This window comes from Desulfovibrio sp. JC010, assembly GCF_010470675.1.
Taxonomy (GTDB): Bacteria; Desulfobacterota; Desulfovibrionia; order Desulfovibrionales; family Desulfovibrionaceae; genus Maridesulfovibrio.
Genome location: NZ_VOIQ01000018.1, coordinates 59924 through 77655 on the forward strand (window position 1 = coordinate 59924; position 17732 = coordinate 77655).

General features: G+C 50.8%; 17 protein-coding genes and 2 tRNA genes. 10 read left to right on the plus strand and 9 right to left on the minus strand.

All coding sequences use genetic code 11. From position 1 onward, the window contains the following. Window positions 1-25: 25 nt before the first annotated feature. The 3 genes from FMR86_RS17940 to FMR86_RS17950 form a co-directional block, all read right to left on the minus strand. A complete protein-coding gene (locus FMR86_RS17940; RefSeq protein WP_163352779.1) occupies window positions 26-865 on the minus strand; it encodes a hypothetical protein in 840 nt (279 codons plus the stop codon). Window positions 866-946: 81 nt separating this feature from the next. Further along, a tRNA-Met gene (locus FMR86_RS17945) sits at window positions 947-1023 on the minus strand. A 93-nt stretch (window positions 1024-1116) separates the two neighbouring features. Then, the gene (locus tag FMR86_RS17950; RefSeq protein ID WP_163352780.1) at window positions 1117-2001 is read right to left on the minus strand and encodes a LysR family transcriptional regulator ArgP; all 885 of its coding nucleotides are present in this window, start codon (window positions 1999-2001) and stop codon (window positions 1117-1119) included. Between the two features lie 98 nt (window positions 2002-2099). On the opposite strand from FMR86_RS17950, the gene FMR86_RS17955 reads away from it, so the two are divergent. Together FMR86_RS17955 and FMR86_RS17960 are read left to right on the plus strand one after the other, a co-directional pair. Then, window positions 2100-2720 carry a LysE/ArgO family amino acid transporter gene (locus tag FMR86_RS17955; RefSeq protein ID WP_163352781.1) on the plus strand — a complete coding sequence of 207 codons (621 nt, stop codon included), beginning with the start codon at window positions 2100-2102 and terminating at the stop codon, window positions 2718-2720. A gap of 108 nt (window positions 2721-2828) precedes the next feature. Beyond that, window positions 2829-4280, plus strand: coding sequence for an amino acid permease (locus FMR86_RS17960; protein ID WP_163352782.1), 1452 nt, complete (start codon window positions 2829-2831; stop codon window positions 4278-4280). Here FMR86_RS17960 and FMR86_RS17965 read toward each other — a convergent pair. From FMR86_RS17965 to dhaK, 5 genes are all read right to left on the minus strand, one after another. Further along, a complete protein-coding gene (locus FMR86_RS17965; RefSeq protein ID WP_163352783.1) occupies window positions 4277-4585 on the minus strand; it encodes an AzlD family protein in 309 nt (102 codons plus the stop codon). The genes FMR86_RS17960 and FMR86_RS17965 overlap by 4 nt on opposite strands. After that, window positions 4585-5283: an AzlC family ABC transporter permease gene (locus FMR86_RS17970; protein ID WP_163352784.1), complete on the minus strand. Its 699-nt coding sequence runs from the start codon at window positions 5281-5283 to the stop codon at window positions 4585-4587. Before FMR86_RS17970 ends, FMR86_RS17965 begins: the two co-directional genes overlap by 1 nt. 84 nt (window positions 5284-5367) lie before the next feature. After that, window positions 5368-7854, minus strand: a complete 2487-nt coding sequence (ptsP, locus tag FMR86_RS17975; protein WP_163352785.1) for a phosphoenolpyruvate--protein phosphotransferase — start codon at window positions 7852-7854, stop codon at window positions 5368-5370. Between the two features lie 251 nt (window positions 7855-8105). Beyond that, window positions 8106-8735, minus strand: a complete 630-nt coding sequence (gene dhaL, locus FMR86_RS17980) for a dihydroxyacetone kinase subunit DhaL (protein WP_163352786.1) — start codon at window positions 8733-8735, stop codon at window positions 8106-8108. A gap of 86 nt (window positions 8736-8821) precedes the next feature. Further along, on the minus strand, window positions 8822-9880 hold the full coding sequence (gene dhaK, locus FMR86_RS17985) for a dihydroxyacetone kinase subunit DhaK (protein ID WP_163352787.1): 1059 nt from the start codon (window positions 9878-9880) through the stop codon (window positions 8822-8824). A 302-nt stretch (window positions 9881-10182) separates the two neighbouring features. On the opposite strand from dhaK, the gene FMR86_RS17990 reads away from it, so the two are divergent. Continuing rightward, the gene (locus FMR86_RS17990) at window positions 10183-11073 is read left to right on the plus strand and encodes a hypothetical protein (RefSeq protein WP_163352788.1); all 891 of its coding nucleotides are present in this window, start codon (window positions 10183-10185) and stop codon (window positions 11071-11073) included. A gap of 149 nt (window positions 11074-11222) precedes the next feature. Here FMR86_RS17990 and FMR86_RS17995 read toward each other — a convergent pair. Further along, a tRNA-Met gene (locus tag FMR86_RS17995) sits at window positions 11223-11299 on the minus strand. An 88-nt stretch (window positions 11300-11387) separates the two neighbouring features. Between FMR86_RS17995 and FMR86_RS18000 the strand changes: the two genes are divergently transcribed. From FMR86_RS18000 to FMR86_RS18030, 7 genes are all read left to right on the plus strand, one after another. Then, a complete protein-coding gene (locus tag FMR86_RS18000) occupies window positions 11388-12119 on the plus strand; it encodes a glycosyltransferase family 2 protein (RefSeq protein ID WP_163352789.1) in 732 nt (243 codons plus the stop codon). Further along, entirely contained in the window at window positions 12120-12809 is a 690-nt protein-coding gene (locus tag FMR86_RS18005; protein WP_163352790.1) for a TVP38/TMEM64 family protein, read from the plus strand. It abuts the gene before it with no gap. Window positions 12810-12962: 153 nt separating this feature from the next. Continuing rightward, window positions 12963-13946, plus strand: coding sequence for a MoxR family ATPase (locus tag FMR86_RS18010; RefSeq protein WP_163352791.1), 984 nt, complete (start codon window positions 12963-12965; stop codon window positions 13944-13946). A 9-nt stretch (window positions 13947-13955) separates the two neighbouring features. Next, complete coding sequence (locus FMR86_RS18015; protein WP_163352792.1) at window positions 13956-15269, plus strand: VWA-like domain-containing protein; 1314 nt, start codon at window positions 13956-13958, stop codon at window positions 15267-15269. 105 nt (window positions 15270-15374) lie between these two features. After that, window positions 15375-15833 (plus strand): hypothetical protein, encoded by a 459-nt coding sequence (locus FMR86_RS18020; RefSeq protein ID WP_163352793.1) that lies wholly within the window; start codon window positions 15375-15377, stop codon window positions 15831-15833. Window positions 15834-15889: 56 nt separating this feature from the next. Next, the gene (locus FMR86_RS18025) at window positions 15890-16447 is read left to right on the plus strand and encodes a manganese efflux pump MntP family protein (RefSeq protein ID WP_163352794.1); all 558 of its coding nucleotides are present in this window, start codon (window positions 15890-15892) and stop codon (window positions 16445-16447) included. Window positions 16448-16600: 153 nt separating this feature from the next. Next, window positions 16601-17563 carry a YheT family hydrolase gene (locus FMR86_RS18030; RefSeq protein ID WP_163352795.1) on the plus strand — a complete coding sequence of 321 codons (963 nt, stop codon included), beginning with the start codon at window positions 16601-16603 and terminating at the stop codon, window positions 17561-17563. Window positions 17564-17732 lie beyond the last annotated feature (169 nt).

The window sequence follows — 17732 nt, forward strand, 5'->3', positions numbered from 1 at the left end:
GCGATTCATTCAAGATGTTTGAAGACTAATGAGACAAACGATAAACAATGTTATCAAGGGGGCCATAATCTTTATAAAGTATGCTTGAGGTAGGAATATTAATTTCACGACCTTTTACATTCAACAATATACCGTGCTTACTTTCAAAAAGAAGATCACCACATAAAACTTTATTATTTGTGAGATGAACTACTACCGTAGATTTTGTTTTTTTAGGAGGAACTTTCCCTCTTACCCATACTACTTTCGAACTTTTATCACCGCTGTCTCGTAATAAAGGCAAACATAATAGATTAAAAAATAAATATAAAAAACAAAAAGCAACAGCTAATCTAATCAAAAAACGAGGACTTAAATAATAAAAATAACCACAAACAAAAGCGATAAAAATAAAACCAATGATAAATGACAACAAGTTAAAAACAAAAGATAAAAAATAAATAAGTAAAAAAACAAGTACGCAGATAACAAATATTTTTGTTTTTAACCTAAACACAACAATTTTCTTAATTGTTAACAGCATCCTTCCAAATAGATTAAAAAAATCATCAAAGACAACAAATAGAGATGACATCACAAAAGTAAAAACAGTAAGAATCGACTTGGCAGGCAACAAACTATAATCAGCAGCATCTCTATCATACACTGAAAAAAAACCTTTATACCCCAAACCATCAATGACTGCACGTAATACAAGTTTATCAACAATTAAATATGTAAATGTTGTAAGAGCTACAAATACTAAAACATCATTTGCAGTAATCATCTGAGCATTATATGGACGTAACTTTCTTCTAAAATCAAAATCCTTACAGGGAAGACTATTATCTTTAAATATTTCTATTATTTTTGAATATATATTCATTGAGAATCCTATGGTCATTTTTTATATACAATCCAAAAAAAAGACCCAATCTTTCGATTGGGCCTTTCTGATGAAGCATGGTGGTTGCGGGGGCAGGATTTGAACCTACGACCTTCGGGTTATGAGCCCGACGAGCTACCAAGCTGCTCCACCCCGCGTCACTGTGAGAGCATGTCTACATGTCCAGCCCTACCCTGTCAACAACAAATAAAATTATTTTTAAATTATTTTAACTATTATTCTTTTTTGCTTTATTTCCGACGCTTAAAATACTGAATGAGCGTTCGGCGCAATCCTTCCAGCAGTTCCGTATCCACATTCCACGAATGCCAATATAACGAAACAGGAACCCTCCCCTGCGGCACAACCTCCACCAATTGTCCGGATTTCAATTTGTCTTCCACCTGAAATTCGGGAACCATACCGTAAGCAAGCTCCCGGCAGATAATATCCACGAATGACTCTGTTGACGGAACATAAAATATAGGATGCGTCACTGTTTCACCCGGAAAAACCTTTGCCAGCATCTGAGACTGGGTTTCATCCTTACGGTTAAAAACAGCTGCCGGGGCTTTCTCCACTGTCTCATGATTAAATCCATCTTTGAACCATCGTTCGCAAAAGTCCGGGGTAGCCAGACACAGGTAGTCAAATGTGGCCAGATAGTCACTGCGGCAACCTTTAACCGATCTCGCCCCGGTGCCGACACACCCGACCACCTCCCCGCGGCGGAGCATTTCATGGGTCCGGTTTTCATCATCCACATAAAGATCGAGCAGGACATTGTGCTCTTTCAAAAAATCTTCCAAAGCATCCAGAAACCACGAGGCCAGACTGTCCGCATTCACCCCCACGGGCAGGGTCACAAATTCACCGCTTGGATTAAACCCCATGGAATCGCCGAGTTCGTGCTCCATAAGCCGGATTGTGCGCAGGTGTTTGATCAGCTTGCGCCCGTCTTCGGTGGGTTCCGGGGGCGTGGAACGCACCACCAGCACCCGGCCAAGCTGCTCCTCAAAATTTCGTATACGCTGGGATACTGCGGACTGGGAAATATTCAATTTCAAGGCGGCCTTATCAAAGCCGCCCTCTTCAATAACCGCTGCCAGTGCTTCCAGAAAAATATTATCAAGCATGACCTTACCATAAGTCAAACTTATCAGAAATGAAAATGTTTAATTTTACTAATTTCAATCAGCACCATATATTCCTGAAAAACAACACGGAGAAAACAATGTCAGCACTTATTCCATATATGCAGGGATTCGGGACCGGAGCGGGATTGATTATTGCCATCGGGGCGCAGAATGCTTTTGTGCTCACCCAGAGCATTAGAAAGAACCATCACCTGACCGTCTGTCTGGTCTGTTCTATCTGTGATGCCTTATTGATCACCCTGGGTGTGTTGGGAACCGGAGAATTAATCGCTTCCAATCCCATGCTGCTCAAACCTGCTGCATGGGGCGGGGCCGCCTTCCTTGCGTGGTATGGATTCGGTTCGTTCCGCTCTGCCCTGAAAGGCGGTCAGCTGGAAACCGGAGAAATTGCCAAGTCAGGAATAAAATCCATGATCCTGCTGACACTTTCCATCACCCTGCTCAACCCGCACGTTTATCTGGATACGGTGGTCATGCTCGGTTCCATCAGCGGGCAGTATGACGGTATGGAACGTTATATGTTCGGATTCGGTGCCATGTCCGCATCTTTTGCATGGTTTTATACGCTCGGACTGGGAGGAAGGGCACTGGCTCCTTTATTCAAAAAACCGGGCACATGGCGGGTGCTGGATAGCGCGGTCTGCCTGACCATGTGGGTAATTGCATACCATCTGGCAGAAAAGGCCATGAGTGTGTAGCACTTGATTTTGCTTTCCCGGTTGATATTTTTTCCCCTGTGCCGTAAATTTTAAAGAATCGGATAATTCATTCCGAATTTTTAAATCCTGCCAGCAGGGGAGAAAAGTATGTCAAATCCCGGTAAAAAGCGGCTCTCGGTGTTTACCCTTTCCATGATGACCGTGGCCGCTGTCTGCAGCCTGCGCGGGCTGCCCATGATGGCCCGGGAAGGTCTTTCCATGATCTTCTACATTCTTTTCTCTACCCTGATATTCCTCATCCCGGCCTCACTGGTTGCAGCGGAGCTGGGCGGTGCATTCTCTAAAGAATCCGGGGGCGTGTATACATGGGTCAAAGCGGCCTTCGGCTCACGATGGGGATTTACGGCAATCTGGCTGCAGTGGATTCAGAATGTTGTCTGGTATCCCACGGTTCTGGGTTTCGGGGCCGGAGCACTGGCCTACCTGTTCATGGACCCCGGCATGGCCGACAGCGGAGTTTATACCGGCTCAGTCATCCTGATCGCTTATTGGGGGGCCACCTTCATCACCCTTGCAGGGACTGATCTGGTCAGCAAGGTCACCAAATACGGGGTACTGCTGGGAACCGTGCTTCCGGGATTGCTGGTCATTATCCTCGGTCTACTCTGGGTGAATATGGGCAACCCGCTGGAATTCATGCAGGTCTCTCCTGCTCTTGAAGCAGCGGAAAAAGCCGCCGGAGAACTGCCCCACGCAAGGCTTTTCCCCAGCATAACCGGGCTGGGCAGCGTTGCCTTTCTGGCCGGGATCATACTTCTTTTTGCCGGGGTGGAAGTCCACGCCGTCCACGCCAACGAACTTGAAGACCCCGGCAAGCAATTCCCGGAATCCATGTTTCTGGCGGCGGCCATAATCTTCCTGCTCTTCACCCTTGGATCACTTTCCGTGGCAGCGGTAATTCCGGCCAGTGAAATCAGCCTGACCGCCGGACTCATGCAGGCTTTTGAAATGCTGCTTGCCAAATTCAACCTTGATTTCATAACCCCGCTGATCGGGCTTCTGGTGGCCTTCGGATCAATCGGCGGGGTCATGTCATGGATCAGCGGTCCCAGCCGGGGACTGCTGCATACTGCGGATCAGGGCGAACTCCCGCCAATCATGGCAAAGACCAACAAGAACGGCATGCCCATCAACATACTCATGATTCAGGCTGTGATCGTCAGCCTGCTCGCCGGGCTTTATTTCATCATGGATAACGTCAGCGTGGCTTTTTTTATGATTTCGGCCATGACCGTCACCCTCTATCTGGTCATGTACATCCTGATGTACGCCGCAGCAATAAAACTGCGCTACACCCGGCCGGACCTGCCGAGAACTTACAAGGTTCCGGGCGGACTATTCGGGCTTTGCGCTGTGGCCGGCATAGGTCTTCTGGGTGTAAGCTTCGCCCTGATTGTCGGCTTCTTCCCGCCCACCAACCTGAAAGTCGGCAACCCGGCTCTCTACGTAGGTCTGGTGGCCGCAGGAATGGTTATTTTTGTCGGATTGCCGCAACTCATCAACTCCATGAAAAAGCCGGACTGGAAGCGGGATGATTAGATAAACTGCCGCCCCACTGCCACCACCAGCATCCCGGCGAGCATGGCCAGAAAAACATTTTTGGTCTTGAAAGTAATTGCCACGGTGACGATACCGCCAGCGAATCCGATCAACCCTTCATTAAAAAATCCGGGCGCGGCAAGAGATATAAGAATAGTTCCGGGCAGGGCCTTCAAGGCCCGCCCGAACCGCCCGCCCGTGGGCAGATAACCAGCCAGCAGCAGACCGCCCACGCGCATGGAATAAGTAGCCAGAGCGGCAAGGGCAATGACGATAATTGCGTTTTCAGGACTGTAAATATTCATTATGCTGCGCCCTCCTCTTCTGCTTCCGAATCAGCCTGTGGAACAAACGCCGCACACACTGCCCCAAGAATTCCGCCCACTAAAATATACCATTTTCCGGGAATAAAATGTTCAGTCAGTACCGATGTGCCGATGGCGACCAGCCATGGCAACGCATCCTGTTTGCCCTGCCAGAGGGAAACAGCCAGCGCGGTGAAGACGGCAGTAAAAGCGAAGTCCAACGCCAGCAATTTGGGATCTGGGATCAACCCGCCGAAATACATGCCGCCCATGGTTCCTGCACTCCAGAAAATTACCAGCAGCAAGCCGCCACCAAGGAGGTGGTAAACATCACCCTCGCCCTTGCGGGCCGCAACCATGGTCATGGCCCAGTTCTCGTCAGCCACAAAATGCATGAGTCCCAGCCTGCGCAACAACCCTTCCCCGGCAAATAAATCCTTGAGCGATGCCCCGATGAGCACGTAACGCAGATTAACGATGACTACCGCCAGCACCATCTCCAACACAGGAAGAGGCGCATTCCACATATCCACCAGCACGAACTGTGCTGAGCCCGCAAACATGAATACGTTCAGGGCCATCATATCAGCCCATGAAATGGACTTCTGGGCCGCCAGCACACCGAGAACCCCGGCGTAAGCAACCACACTGGGCAAAAGCGGAACATTAGCCCGCACGCCGCGCATAAAACCGCTCATCGAAAACGCTCCATTTTCAACAGTTAAAAAAATACCCCGCTCCGAAGAACGGGGTATATAAAAACAGTACATTAAAACTGATTACTAGAGCAAGTTACGAACTTCATCTCCAGACCTTGCTGCCAGTGCTTTTTCAGCCAGCGCAACACAATCATCCATGGAGACCGCGCGGATGGCTTCCTTCACTTCGGGAATAGACGGCCCGCTCATGCTCAGCTCATCGAGTCCAAGGCCGAGCAGCAGCGCGGATGCTTTGGCGTTCCCGGCCAGTTCACCGCACATGCCTACTTCAATTTCGTTGGCAGCGGCGGCATCGCAGGTCATCTTGACCATACGCAACACTGCGGGATTGAGGCTGTCGCAAATCTTGGCAACCGACTTGTTACCGCGGTCCGCAGCCATGACATACTGGGTCAGGTCGTTGGTGCCGATGCTGAAGAAATCGCAGATAGCACCGAGCTTTTCAGCCTCGGCAACTGCGGAGGGAACTTCGATCATGATTCCGGTCTTGATTTTATCGGCAATTTTAACGCCCTCGGAAACCAGCCCAGTGCGGACTTCGGCCTGAAATGCAAGCACAGCTTCAAGCTCTTCCACCCCGGAAATCATGGGGAACATAATCCAGATATTTTCCTCGCTGGCGGCGCGCAGCAGAGCGCGCAGTTGGATGCGAAAAAGCTCAGGGCGGGCCATGCAGAAACGGACCCCGCGTTCACCGAGAAACGGATTTTCTTCCACGGGAGTTTCGAGGTATTTTACAGGCTTGTCGCCGCCGATGTCGAGGGTGCGAATGATGACCGGATTGCCGTTCATAGCCTTGGCAGCTTCTACGTAGGCTTCAAACTGCTCCTGCTCATCCGGTTCCTGATCACGGTCCTGAAAAAGAAATTCCGTGCGGAAAAGACCCACGCCCTCTGCGCCGTATTCCAGCACACGGGGTGCATCCGCCGGGGTTCCGATGTTGCCCATGACCATGATTTCTGTGCCGTCCACAGTCTTGGCCGGGGCAGCACCCTTTGCCTTGGCTTCTTCTCGTTCAGCCAGCCATTTTTCGCGCTTGGCGGAGATTTCATCCTGCTTGGCCGAATCCGCAACAGTCCAAACCGTGCCTTCAAAACCGTCCAACGCAACTATCTGCCCATCTGAAAGCTGACCGAAGCACTCCCCGGTACCGATTACGGCAGGGATGCCCAGAGAACGGGAAAGAATCGCAGCATGGGAGGTCGCCCCGCCGATCTCAGTAACAATGGCGAGGACCATTTCCGGGTCCATTCCGGCTACATCGGAAGGAGTGAGGTCGTGGGCAACAATGATGGATTCACGCTCAAGGATGATACCCTGCTCTTCAGTTCCGGTCAGCACGCGCAGCACACGCCCGCCGCAATCCATTACGTCTGCGGCGCGGGCCTGCATGTACGGATCATCTAGCTCGCGGTAATCGGAAGCCATCTTGTCCATAACCTGAAACCATGCAAACTCGGCATTGACCTTTTCATCAGCTATGACAGATGCAGCGTTATCACGCATATCCTTATCGCCAAGAATGAGGCCGTGAACTTCAAAAATCGCGGCATTGGCCTTGCATGCGGTCTTTTCAGTTTCGCGCTGCAATGCCTGAATATCGGAAAGAGCCTCGGCAATGGCCTGATCAAGGCGAGCTGCTTCGGCGTCAATATCAGAAATCTCATTCCGCTCAACTTCAGGAATACTGGTCATATGCAGATAAACCGGACCGACAGCATAGCCGGATGAAGCCGGAGCACCATGCACAAAACCATCTCCGCCGACCTTGCATTCTTCCACTTCCATAACAGCTTCGGTCACGTCTTCATCGCGTTCGCCGAAGTTGTCGGCATGCAGAGCTTTCAGGCCGTCAAGAGCCTGCTGCGCGTCAGGTCCGGTGGCAGTAACGGTAATGGTTTCGCCGTTCTTGACCGCCAACAGAGCCACCTGATTGATGCTCTTGCCGGAAGCTGTCTTGTCGTCCTTGCGAATCTGGATGGTGGATTGAAATTTTCCGGCCTCGGCAACAAGATTTGCAGCCGGGCGGGCATGAAGTCCCATCTTATTAATAACCAGCAGGTCGACACTTAACGATTCGCCCTCAACAGCTTCTTCCTGAACAGATCCGGCAGCCTGAACACTCTCCCCGGTGATGGGGGCCAGCTGTTCGATCTTCACATTGAGAGCAGCCCCGGCCTCGGCACTTACTTCCTTAAGCGATGCGCCCACAGAAGCCTGCACCGCCGCAGCCATGGTTCCTTCCACAATGGGAGCGGAGCAAAGAAGCACCTTTTCCTTGACCTCATCGGGCAGGAAATCGAGAGCTGTTTCAGCACTCATGAGCGCGCTGCCAAGGTCCATGATAACCAGCACGCCCTCTTCAGACTGCGCGGCCACGGATTCAATGGCCATCATGACCTTCATGGGATCGGTGCCGATGGGATTGTCGGGATCGTCAATGCCGCCAGCGGCTTCCATGACCACGGAACCGCGGGTCATCTGCTCCGCCAGCTCCAAAACGCCCTGCGCCAATGTCTGGCTATGGGAAACTATTACTAATCCAACCATAAAGATCTCTCCGGGGGCCCTGCCGGGGGCCTTAAACCCTTTTCCAAAAGGGTTTAAGAATCCCAAAACGTTTTAATAGTTTTAGACTGTAAAGCGCACAAATCGGCATGGGAAAAATAAATTCTTATCAGACTACGATATTCTGCCCCCAGCGTCGAAGACCTATTAAAAGGTTTTGAAAGGGATGGGGTCTGGGGAAGGGAAAACTTTTGCAAAAGTTTTCCCTTCCCCAGCCGCCGGAGGCATTAAACTTATGAAAGTACTTCTTTCAGGGTCTCAAGCATGTAGAAAGAGGAAGTAGCACCGGGGTCCTGATGCCCGATGGAACGTTCGCCGAGATAGCTGGCGCGTCCTTTCTTGGCCTGCAGGGGGATGGTGTCGGCAAGGGCTTTTTCACCCACGGGGAGTGCTGCTTCCACGATGGCGAGAACCTCATCGCCGTTTCCGGCCTTTTCCTTGATTACTTCGAGCACAGGTGCCCAGAGGTCGTACATGGTCTTGTCGCCGAGATCGGGCCGTCCGCGCTGCAGAATTCCTTCCACACCCGCTTCGATTACATTGGCGAAATCTTCGGAACTGAGTTCCTCTTTACCGCCCATGAGCATGCCGCCCTTCATCCAGAAAGTTCCGTAGAGAGGGCCGCTGGCACCGCCGACACTGGACATGAGGGTCATGCCCACGGTCTTCAGGATAGTGCCGATGTCTTTATCTTCCACGGTGGGTAATTTCTCGGCGACTTTGCCGAACCCGCGGTTCATGTTGATTCCGTGGTCGGCGTCACCGATAGCGGCATCAAGTTCAGTAAGGTATTCTTTTTTGTCGGCGTAGACTTCGTTCAGTCTGCCGAGCCAGGCAATAAGCTGAGCCTTGTTCATGGACATTCTTTACTCTCCAAAAGGTGAACGCAGGCGTGAAAGGAATCTCCCACGCCTGCGCATTTTAAACTAATAATTATAGAAGCTTAAGCTTAGCGGACAAAACCGGGAGTCTTTGCTTCCGCATCCCAGAACTTAAGCATTTCATCATCAACCTTGAGCAGGGTAATGGAGAAACCCTGCATTTCCAGAGAAGTGATGTAGGGTCCGATCAGATTGCGGACAATGTTGATGCCCTTTGCTTTGCAGACTTCATCAAGCTTTCTGTACACGGCGTAAAGTTCGGAAACCGGGGTTCCGCCCATGCTGTTGACGAATGCTATGACGTTGTCGCCCTTGGCAAAAGGCTCGTCGGTAAGTTCCTTGTCTTCCCACTCGCTGCCGTTCCATTCACGGACGGTGCGGCTGTATGCGGGATCGTCAATGATCTGCTCGGCAGCATACTGGGTCATTTCATCAACAGACTTAAGGGGCATGCGCTCGATGCCGGGTTCGCCGTGGATACCGATACCCATTTCAACTTCATCTTCACCGAGATCAAAGGTGGGCTTACCAGCTGCGGGAACGATGCAGGAAGTCAGTGCTACACCGAAAGAACGGCCGTACTGGTTTACCTTGCGGCAGAGATCGGAGCATTTTTCAAGATCGTAACCTGCTTCAGCAGCGGCACCGACGATCTTTTCAGCCAGAACAGTGGTTCCAACGCCGCGACGACCCGCGGTATAGAGGCTGTCCTTAACTGCTACATCATCATCAATCAAAATATTCTGGACCTTGACGCCTTCACCGGCAACCAGCTCAGCAGCGGCTTCAAAGTTCATTACGTCACCAGTGTAGTTCTTAACCATAAAAAGAACGCCTTCACCGCTGTCTACGGCCTTGGCGCATTCGTACATCTGGTCGGGGGTGGGGGAAGTGAAGACTTCACCGGGGCAGGCACCGTCGAGCATACCTTTGCCGACAAAACCGCCATGCATGGGTTCGTGGCCGGAACCGCCGCCGGAAACGATAGCGACTTTTCCTTTAACAGGAGCATCCTGACGAACTACGTAGTAGGGCTCGTAGTTTACTTTCAGCTCAGGGTGCGCGAGGGCCATACCCTCAAGCTGTTCCTTAACCACATTTTCCACATCATTGATCAATTTTTTCATAGTAAAAATCACCTCTGGTTCTAGGTTCCTTACGTGCACAGAACTTTAAATCAATTGAGATGCAATGTCGATAAATGAACGCCTTTTTTTTCGCTTCTATTAAATTTATTTTTATAGAAAGCTATTAATTTTCACTTTCGAAAACAATTTTCTCAATATTTTCTGGGATAAATGAAAATTGAGACATGTTCATTCCTGAGACATTTCAAAACAAAGTCACAGCCATAGACAGCATCATTTGAATCATATTTATTTGACTTGTACTACCTAATAGCACATAAAATTAAGTATGGAGGAATGTCATGAAAAAATTACTGCTCTGCCTCATACTGCTTTTGAGCTTTGCACAACCAGCCCCTGCCCAAGACAAACTTGAAGTGCTCCTGCTTGTAGACCGTCCCCTTCAGCCGGAAGCACACTTATACAGAGTGCTCGACCTTGCCCTTAAGAATCAGGATGAGCCTTACAGTATTAAAATTGAAGTCATTAAAGCCTCACAGCCCCGTCGGATAAAAATTGTAGATTCGTCACCCAAGGACTACGTAATAGCACTCGGCAACCGCAGGGAACATGAAGAGAATCTACAACCTGTCTATGTCCCAATCCTTCTTGGGCTGGGCATCGGACAACGAATCATGCTTACCCGTCCTGATGTGGAAAAAAGGCTCAAAAGAGTTAGATCCCTTGACGATTTAAAAGAATTTACTTTCGCTCAAGGGCTGGGCTGGTCGGACGTAAAGATACTACGCGATGCCGGACTTACGGTGCAGACTCCGGCGAACCCGGCAAGTATTCCGGGAATGATCATGCGCCACAGGGTTGAGATATACCCGCGCGGGCTGTTTGAAATCGACCTTGAGTACAAAAGATACTCACCGGATCATCCGGAGCTTGTTATTGACGATTATCTGGTTCTTTCTTACCCGTTGGCCTCCTTCTTTTATGTCAGAAAAGGAAACAGCAGACTTCATTCCGCCATCGAGAGAGGCTTAAAAAAGGCATACTATACCGGACAATTACAAGATCTGATCATGTCCGACCCGGTTTACAGCAAAACCCTGCGGGACATTCATCCGGGCAAACGGGTAAAAATTGAAATTCCGGTCAAAGACGTCAGTGAAAACACTTTGTCAGCTTTAAAAAAATTTACTTTTTACCCGGGAAAGAAAATCGGCGAAGCGATCAGAAAGTAAAGAGAGTTGTCACGAAAAATACACCAGCTGCTGATGGCCGGAAATAAAATGACTCTACAAACAAGTCCTGTAGACCCAACAAATCTCATCGGGACTTGCACACAAAAAAAGACCCAATCTTTCGATTGGGTCTTTCTGATGAAGCATGGTGGTTGCGGGGGCAGGATTTGAACCTACGACCTTCGGGTTATGAGCCCGACGAGCTACCAAGCTGCTCCACCCCGCGTCACTGTGAAAGAGGTTCTACAGACGGGGCCGCTTCCTGTCAACAGCTATTTACAAATTATTTAAATTTTCTTATCTCATCTCTCGATATGACAAACCACTTAGAACTTTCCCTCGTAATCCCTGTTTACAACGAGCAGGACAATTTACGAAAACTGATGCAGGAAATTGACTCGGCCCTTGAACCGATCAATGTTCCCTACGAAGTTATATTTGTAGATGACGGCAGCAAGGACAGCAGCCTTACCGTTCTCAAAGATATTTCATCCGCCTACCCCAAGGCCCGCTATATCTCCTTTGCGGAGAACAGAGGGCAATCTGCGGCTTTCTGTGCCGGGTTCGATGAAGCACGCGCCCCCCGTGTAGCCACCATGGATGCCGACCTGCAGAACGATCCTGCCGATCTTCCGGGCATGCTCAATTTATATAATGAAGGGCATACCATGACCATTGGCTGGCGTCAGAAACGCAAGGATGTCTGGATCAAACGTATCGGCTCCAAGATTGCCAACGCCATCCGCAACAGGCTGACCAACGAAACCGTGCAGGATACCGGATGTTCCCTGAAAATCATGGATACCGATATGGTTCGGTCCATCCCCCGGTTCAACGGCATGCACCGCTTCCTGCCTACGCTCATGAAAATGCAGGGCGCATCCGTGGCTGAAATGAAGGTCAACCACCGTCCCCGCTATGAAGGCGAATCCAAGTACGGCACTCTTGATAGAGCCATTGCCGGAGGATACGACCTCCTCGGCGTACGCTGGCTGCTGGGTCGTCATTTCTCCTATTCCGTTAAAGAACGCAGCGGCGACGAATAAATGAGTGCAGTAAGCAGCGAATCCAAAGTCAGTGCCAAGGCTCTGATCAAAGGGCTGGCCATGCTCGCGGTAATGGGGTTCTCGGTATACCTGATCCGCTATGCCGGGCTTGCCGATGCCCTTGATACCCACTGGATGGACGAACATGTACGTTCACGCGGCCTGACCGGAGTACTCACCTATGTGGGGTTGGCGGCATTCTTTTCGGCTGTCGGCTTTCCCAGACAGGTGATCTGCTTCATGGGCGGATACGCATACGGCTTCGCGCTCGGCACCCTGCTCGGAACCATCGGTACCGGACTGGGCTGTGCCGGGGCATTCGTATACTCCCGGCTGGTAGGCCGCTCTTTCATTAAAAAGAAATTCGGTGCCCGCATCCAGAAAGTGGATGATTTCCTGAGCCGCAGTCCCTTCAACATGGCTCTGACCATCCGCTTTTTCCCGCTGGGCAGCAACGTGGTCACCAATGTACTGGCTGGTGTAACCAGCATTCCGGCCCTGCCCTTCATACTCGGCTCCACCATCGGCTATCTGCCCCAGAATATGGTCTTTGCCCTTTTCGGCAGCGGTGTGGAAGTTTCCTCCACCCTGCGCATGGTCATGGCTGTGGTACTTTTTGTGATTTCTACTTTTCTTGGATTCAGAATCTACCGCAAATACCGTAATCAGGCCGAAGCTGTTGTGGAATAAACTCAGCCAAATTTAATTTTACCAAGCCCGGATTGCATTGAGCAGTTCCGGGCTTTTTTATTAATTCCTTATTGACATCGAAAATCGTTTTCAATATCAGTTAAATCAAATTCCGTAACCAAAATAAATAAAATCCAAGCCGAGTATAAAAATATGACCCCAAGATTAATCGCCAATTCCCTGCACACCCTTATCAAATCACAACAGCCGACTTTCCTCTGGGGACCTCCCGGAGTGGGTAAAAGTCAGGTCGTGGCTCAGGTTGCCGAGAAACTGGACCTTGAACTCACAGACCTGCGTGCCGTACTGCTGGACCCGGTAGATCTGCGCGGACTGCCCCGTATTTCCAATAATGGCGATGCCAGCTGGTGCCCGCCCTCTTTCCTGCCCAAGGAAGGCAAGGGAATCCTCTTTCTTGACGAACTCAACGCCGCTCCGCCGCTGGTGCAGGCCGCCTGCTACCAGCTGGTCCTTGACCGCAAGCTTGGCGAATACACCCTTCCTGAAGGCTGGACCGTCATCGCCGCCGGGAACCGCGAATCAGACAAGGCCGTAACCCACCGTATGCCTTCGGCACTTGCCAACCGCTTTGTGCACCTTGAATTTGAGACCAACGTGGAAAACTGGCTGGACTGGGCCTCTAAAAACCAAATTGCCGATGAGTTGCAGGCTTTCATTAAATTCCGGCCCGGTCTGCTGCATGACTTTGATCCTTCCCGCAGTGAAAAAGCATTTCCTTCCCCCCGTTCCTGGGAATTCGTATCCGGAATCATCAAGTCCGGCCCCTCACCGGAAGTGGAATACGAACTCTTCAAAGGAACGGTTGGGGAAGGTGCCGCAGCTGAATTTTCCGGATTCTGCAAAATCTACCGCAAACTCCCCGATCCCGAATTCGTGCTCAAATCTCCGGACAAAGTCGCTATCCCCGAAAATCCGGCCACTATTTACGCCCTTTGCGAATCCATCGGCTCAAAGTCCTGCCCGGAAAATGCGGAATCCATCATGGTCTTTGCCGCGCGGCTGCCCGCCGAATTCGCAGTCCTGCTGGTCCGTAATGCGGTCAAAAAAGACCGCACAATTGTGGAATCAGAAGGCTTCAACCGCTGGGCTACAGCTAATTCGGATATTATCTTTTAGGGGAGCATAATGAACGCTGAACGTAAACTCCTCAAAGCCCGTGCGGAACTCCTCCTGCGCCAACCATTTTTCGGTTCCCTGTGTCTGCGCATGCAGCCGCAGGAGGACCGGACCTGCAACGGCGCGTGGACCGACGGCAAAACCCTCGCTTACAACCCGCACTTTGTGGACAAGCTTTCCCTTGAAGAACTGAAGGGAGTGCTGGCCCACACAGTCATGCATCCGGCCTGCCAGCACCACAAAAGGCGCGGCAACCGTGACGAACGGCTCTGGAACATGGCCTGCGACTATTCCATTAACTGGATTCTGCTTGAAGCAGGCTTCACCCTTCCCGATGGATTCATGGACGATGAAAAATACCACGGGAAAAGTGCCGAGGAAATTTTCACCGACATGACCAAAAACTTCGATCAGGCCGGGAACCCGGAAATCGGCAAAAAACAGGACGGCCCCAAACACATCGACGTTGAATACGAAGACGGCAAAGGGGAAGGTAACGACCTTGAGTCCGGCGAAGATGACGAACGTTCCCAGACCGGGGACGAAGGCGAATCTTCTGCAGACGGCATGGACTCGGACGAAATAGAAGATTCTGAAGGCGATACCGATCAGGAACAATCCGCTGATCCCGGCGGAACCGGGGAAGTGCGCGACGCCGATGATGCGGAAACAGGCAGCGGCGACAGCGGCGATGTAACAGACAAGGACTGGCTGCAGGCCCTTGCACAGGCCGTTAATCAGGCCCGTGATTGCGGCGACCTGCCCGGCGGCCTTGAACGGCTGGTTCAAACCCTGCTCTACCCCAAAGTGGATTGGCGGGAATTGCTGGATCGCTACATCAGTGCCCGGGCGCGCAACGATTATTCATGGACCCCGCCCAGCCGCCGCCATCTGCACATGGACCTTTACCTGCCCTCCCTTTCAACAGAACAACTGCCCGAAGTGGTGCTGGCAGTGGACACATCCGGCAGCATCGCACCGGAAGAGCTGGAGCAGTTCGCCTCCGAACTTTCATCCATCCTTGAAGCATACGACACCACCATCCGGGTGCTCTGGTGCGACCTTGAAATCACCGGGGAGCAGGTTTTCTCCCGTGCGGACCTGCCCCTTGAACTCAAACCGCAGGGAGGCGGCGGAACCGACTTCCGTCCGGTATTCAAATGGGTGGACCGCAACAATCTCGATCCGGCCTGCCTTGTCTACCTCAGCGACATGGAATGCGGGCAGTTTCCGGAAGCTGAGCCTGATTATCCGGTACTCTGGGCCAGAACCGGAGGTGGCGGATACGCCCCGCCTTTCGGCGATATGATTGATGTATGCTAAGAAGGATTTGATGCGCTGCGCGCTTTTAATCATTTGATTTCGCCTCCGGCGGCCAAAGGGGATAATCCCCTTTGGAAACCCTAGTTGTTTTAGTGGGGGAACCTAATGATCATAGAATGGAACATAACCAAAAAACGGGGAAATTTTCGTCCGCTGCTGACTTACACCATCACTCTGGAAGATTTTGAAAAAGAACTGGGACTGCCGCAGGTGGTCATGCAATCCTCAATCCCTGAACCGCCGGAATCATGGTCCGCCAGCTGTCTGCCCGGTAAATGTGAACGGGCTGGGAAAGACTGTTCCACATACCGACTCTACACCCCGGACCACAAAAAAGGTGAGGTTGAAGGCAAATTCACCCTGCCGTGGAGGGTGGATTCCGACTACCCTGAAGTAAAAAAATCATTCACCAGACTAAGGGCGGACTTTGAAACCGTGCTCAAAGAAGCCTATGACAGCCACCCTGTAGATATTAACGGCAGACTGGAACTTTCCGAAGATACCCGCAGCCACATCGCCAGCGGGCTGGTCTCGCAACGTTTTCTGGAAGCGGTGGGATTTTAAATTTAAACGTATCCGGGGGCTTAACAAACGGGCAGACTGAATGTATTGATATATTCATGCCCTTCTACGAAATATTCATTATCTCAGTAGCCCTTGCCATGGACGCCTTCACCATTGCCGTGGCCTGCGGGCTGTGCATGCCCGAAGTAAGCAGACGCCAGAACTTTCGGCTGTCCTTCCATTTCGGGCTGTTTCAAGCCCTGATGCCCCTGCTGGGCTGGCTGGCCGGGCTGACTGTAAAATCCATGGTCGAAACCTATGCCCCGTGGATTTCTTTTTTCCTGCTGGCCTTTGTGGGCGGCAAGATGATTCAGGAATCCTTTGAAACTGACGACTCCTGCGACACCCACAAAGACCCCACCAAAGGTTTTTCCCTGATCTTCCTATCCGTTGCCACCAGCCTTGATGCTTTGGCTGTGGGACTTTCCTTTTCCATCATGGATTACCCGATCCTGTTCCCCTGCGTCATGATCGGAATCACCGCGCTGGTGCTGACTTCGTTCGGTCTCTGGCTGGGAAAATCTTTTGCAAAAGCATCACGCTACAGCCATATTGCGGAAAGAATTGGCGGAGTGGTGCTCATTTTGATCGGGCTGAAGCTGCTTATGCAGTAAGCTGTTGACCATTTTAGAAAGGCCATTAATTACTCTGCACATAACCCTTTTGACAGCAGGTCTCCAACGGTATATCCTGAATTTGTTTCCGATTTTTGATCAACAATCAACCGGCTTCAATTGAGCAAGCCAAAGGATGGATATTTTTACCAAATGCCCTTATTGCAATCCCCTCCCTATAAACCCAAATTCCCTCTCAACTCCGGTCATATCCAGACAATATATCCTCGTCTTTTCCGGAAAGTCAGCCTCCCCCCTGTAGTAAAAAGAAGAATCGAGACCCCTGACGGCGACTTCCTTGATATCGACTGGCACCTTGCAAGCAGTTCCCGCCTTGCTGTCATTGCCCACGGCTTAGAAGGCAACTCCCGCAGACCGTACGTTCTCGGCATGGCCCGCGCCCTTGTTCTGGCCGGCTGGGATTGCATCACCTACAATTTTCGCGGCTGCAGTAACGACATGAACAGAAAACCCGGTATGTACCACAGCGGAGACACCCGGGATCTGCACACCGTTCTTGAATACGGCCTTGATCATGGAATTTACGAAAGTGCCGCCCTTGTCGGCTTCAGCATGGGCGGAAACCATGTACTTAAATATCTGGGAGAAAACCCTGACCAAGTTCCGGCCAAAGTAAGGCGGGCCATCGGCATCTCCGTGCCCTGCGATCTGGAAGCTTCGGCTGTGAAACTCTGTGAAAAATCCAATTTCATTTACAACACTTATTTTTTGCGATCATTGAAGCAGAAAGTAAAAATGAAAAACAAACAATTTCCGGAACTCTACCCTCTCGACAAACTCCCCTCCATTAAAAATATAATTGATTTCGACAACGCCTACACCGCGCCCGTTAACGGCTTTGCAGATGCAACGGACTACTACCGCCAATCATCCTGTAAGCAGTTCCTGAATAATATCAAAGTGCCCTCCATCATTCTCAGTGCCAAAGACGACCCTTTCCTCACCCCTGAGTGCTACCCTGTACAGGAAGCGGAAAAAAGTCAGATCCTCTCACTACAGATGCCTGAATTCGGCGGGCACGTGGGATTTGCCGATATCCCCATGGAAAAACAACTCTGGTCCGAAGACAGAACTGTTAGATTTCTGAACACATAAGAAAAATCCCGGAGCGGTTGCTCCGGGATTTCAGATTGCTGACTAACCCCGCTTTTCTCGGAAAGCGGGGTTTTATTATGCTTTCTTCCGTTCGATTTAATTTGAAAAGCTCAAGTTTGTGCGACCAAAGTCAGATTTGGGATCAGAAGGGAAAATTGTGTTTATTTTG

Coding starts and splice junctions, on each gene's coding strand:
- FMR86_RS17940 (WP_163352779.1), bottom strand. CDS start 865: ATGAATATATATTCAAAAATAATAGAAATATTTAAAGATAATAGTCTT.
- FMR86_RS17950 (WP_163352780.1), bottom strand. CDS start 2,001: ATGCTTGATAATATTTTTCTGGAAGCACTGGCAGCGGTTATTGAAGAG.
- FMR86_RS17955 (WP_163352781.1), top strand. CDS start 2,100: ATGTCAGCACTTATTCCATATATGCAGGGATTCGGGACCGGAGCGGGA.
- FMR86_RS17960 (WP_163352782.1), top strand. CDS start 2,829: ATGTCAAATCCCGGTAAAAAGCGGCTCTCGGTGTTTACCCTTTCCATG.
- FMR86_RS17965 (WP_163352783.1), bottom strand. CDS start 4,585: ATGAATATTTACAGTCCTGAAAACGCAATTATCGTCATTGCCCTTGCC.
- FMR86_RS17970 (WP_163352784.1), bottom strand. CDS start 5,283: ATGAGCGGTTTTATGCGCGGCGTGCGGGCTAATGTTCCGCTTTTGCCC.
- ptsP (WP_163352785.1), bottom strand. CDS start 7,854: ATGGTTGGATTAGTAATAGTTTCCCATAGCCAGACATTGGCGCAGGGC.
- dhaL (WP_163352786.1), bottom strand. CDS start 8,735: ATGTCCATGAACAAGGCTCAGCTTATTGCCTGGCTCGGCAGACTGAAC.
- dhaK (WP_163352787.1), bottom strand. CDS start 9,880: ATGAAAAAATTGATCAATGATGTGGAAAATGTGGTTAAGGAACAGCTT.
- FMR86_RS17990 (WP_163352788.1), top strand. CDS start 10,183: ATGAAAAAATTACTGCTCTGCCTCATACTGCTTTTGAGCTTTGCACAA.
- FMR86_RS18000 (WP_163352789.1), top strand. CDS start 11,388: ATGACAAACCACTTAGAACTTTCCCTCGTAATCCCTGTTTACAACGAG.
- FMR86_RS18005 (WP_163352790.1), top strand. CDS start 12,120: ATGAGTGCAGTAAGCAGCGAATCCAAAGTCAGTGCCAAGGCTCTGATC.
- FMR86_RS18010 (WP_163352791.1), top strand. CDS start 12,963: ATGACCCCAAGATTAATCGCCAATTCCCTGCACACCCTTATCAAATCA.
- FMR86_RS18015 (WP_163352792.1), top strand. CDS start 13,956: ATGAACGCTGAACGTAAACTCCTCAAAGCCCGTGCGGAACTCCTCCTG.
- FMR86_RS18020 (WP_163352793.1), top strand. CDS start 15,375: ATGATCATAGAATGGAACATAACCAAAAAACGGGGAAATTTTCGTCCG.
- FMR86_RS18025 (WP_163352794.1), top strand. CDS start 15,890: ATGCCCTTCTACGAAATATTCATTATCTCAGTAGCCCTTGCCATGGAC.
- FMR86_RS18030 (WP_163352795.1), top strand. CDS start 16,601: ATGCCCTTATTGCAATCCCCTCCCTATAAACCCAAATTCCCTCTCAAC.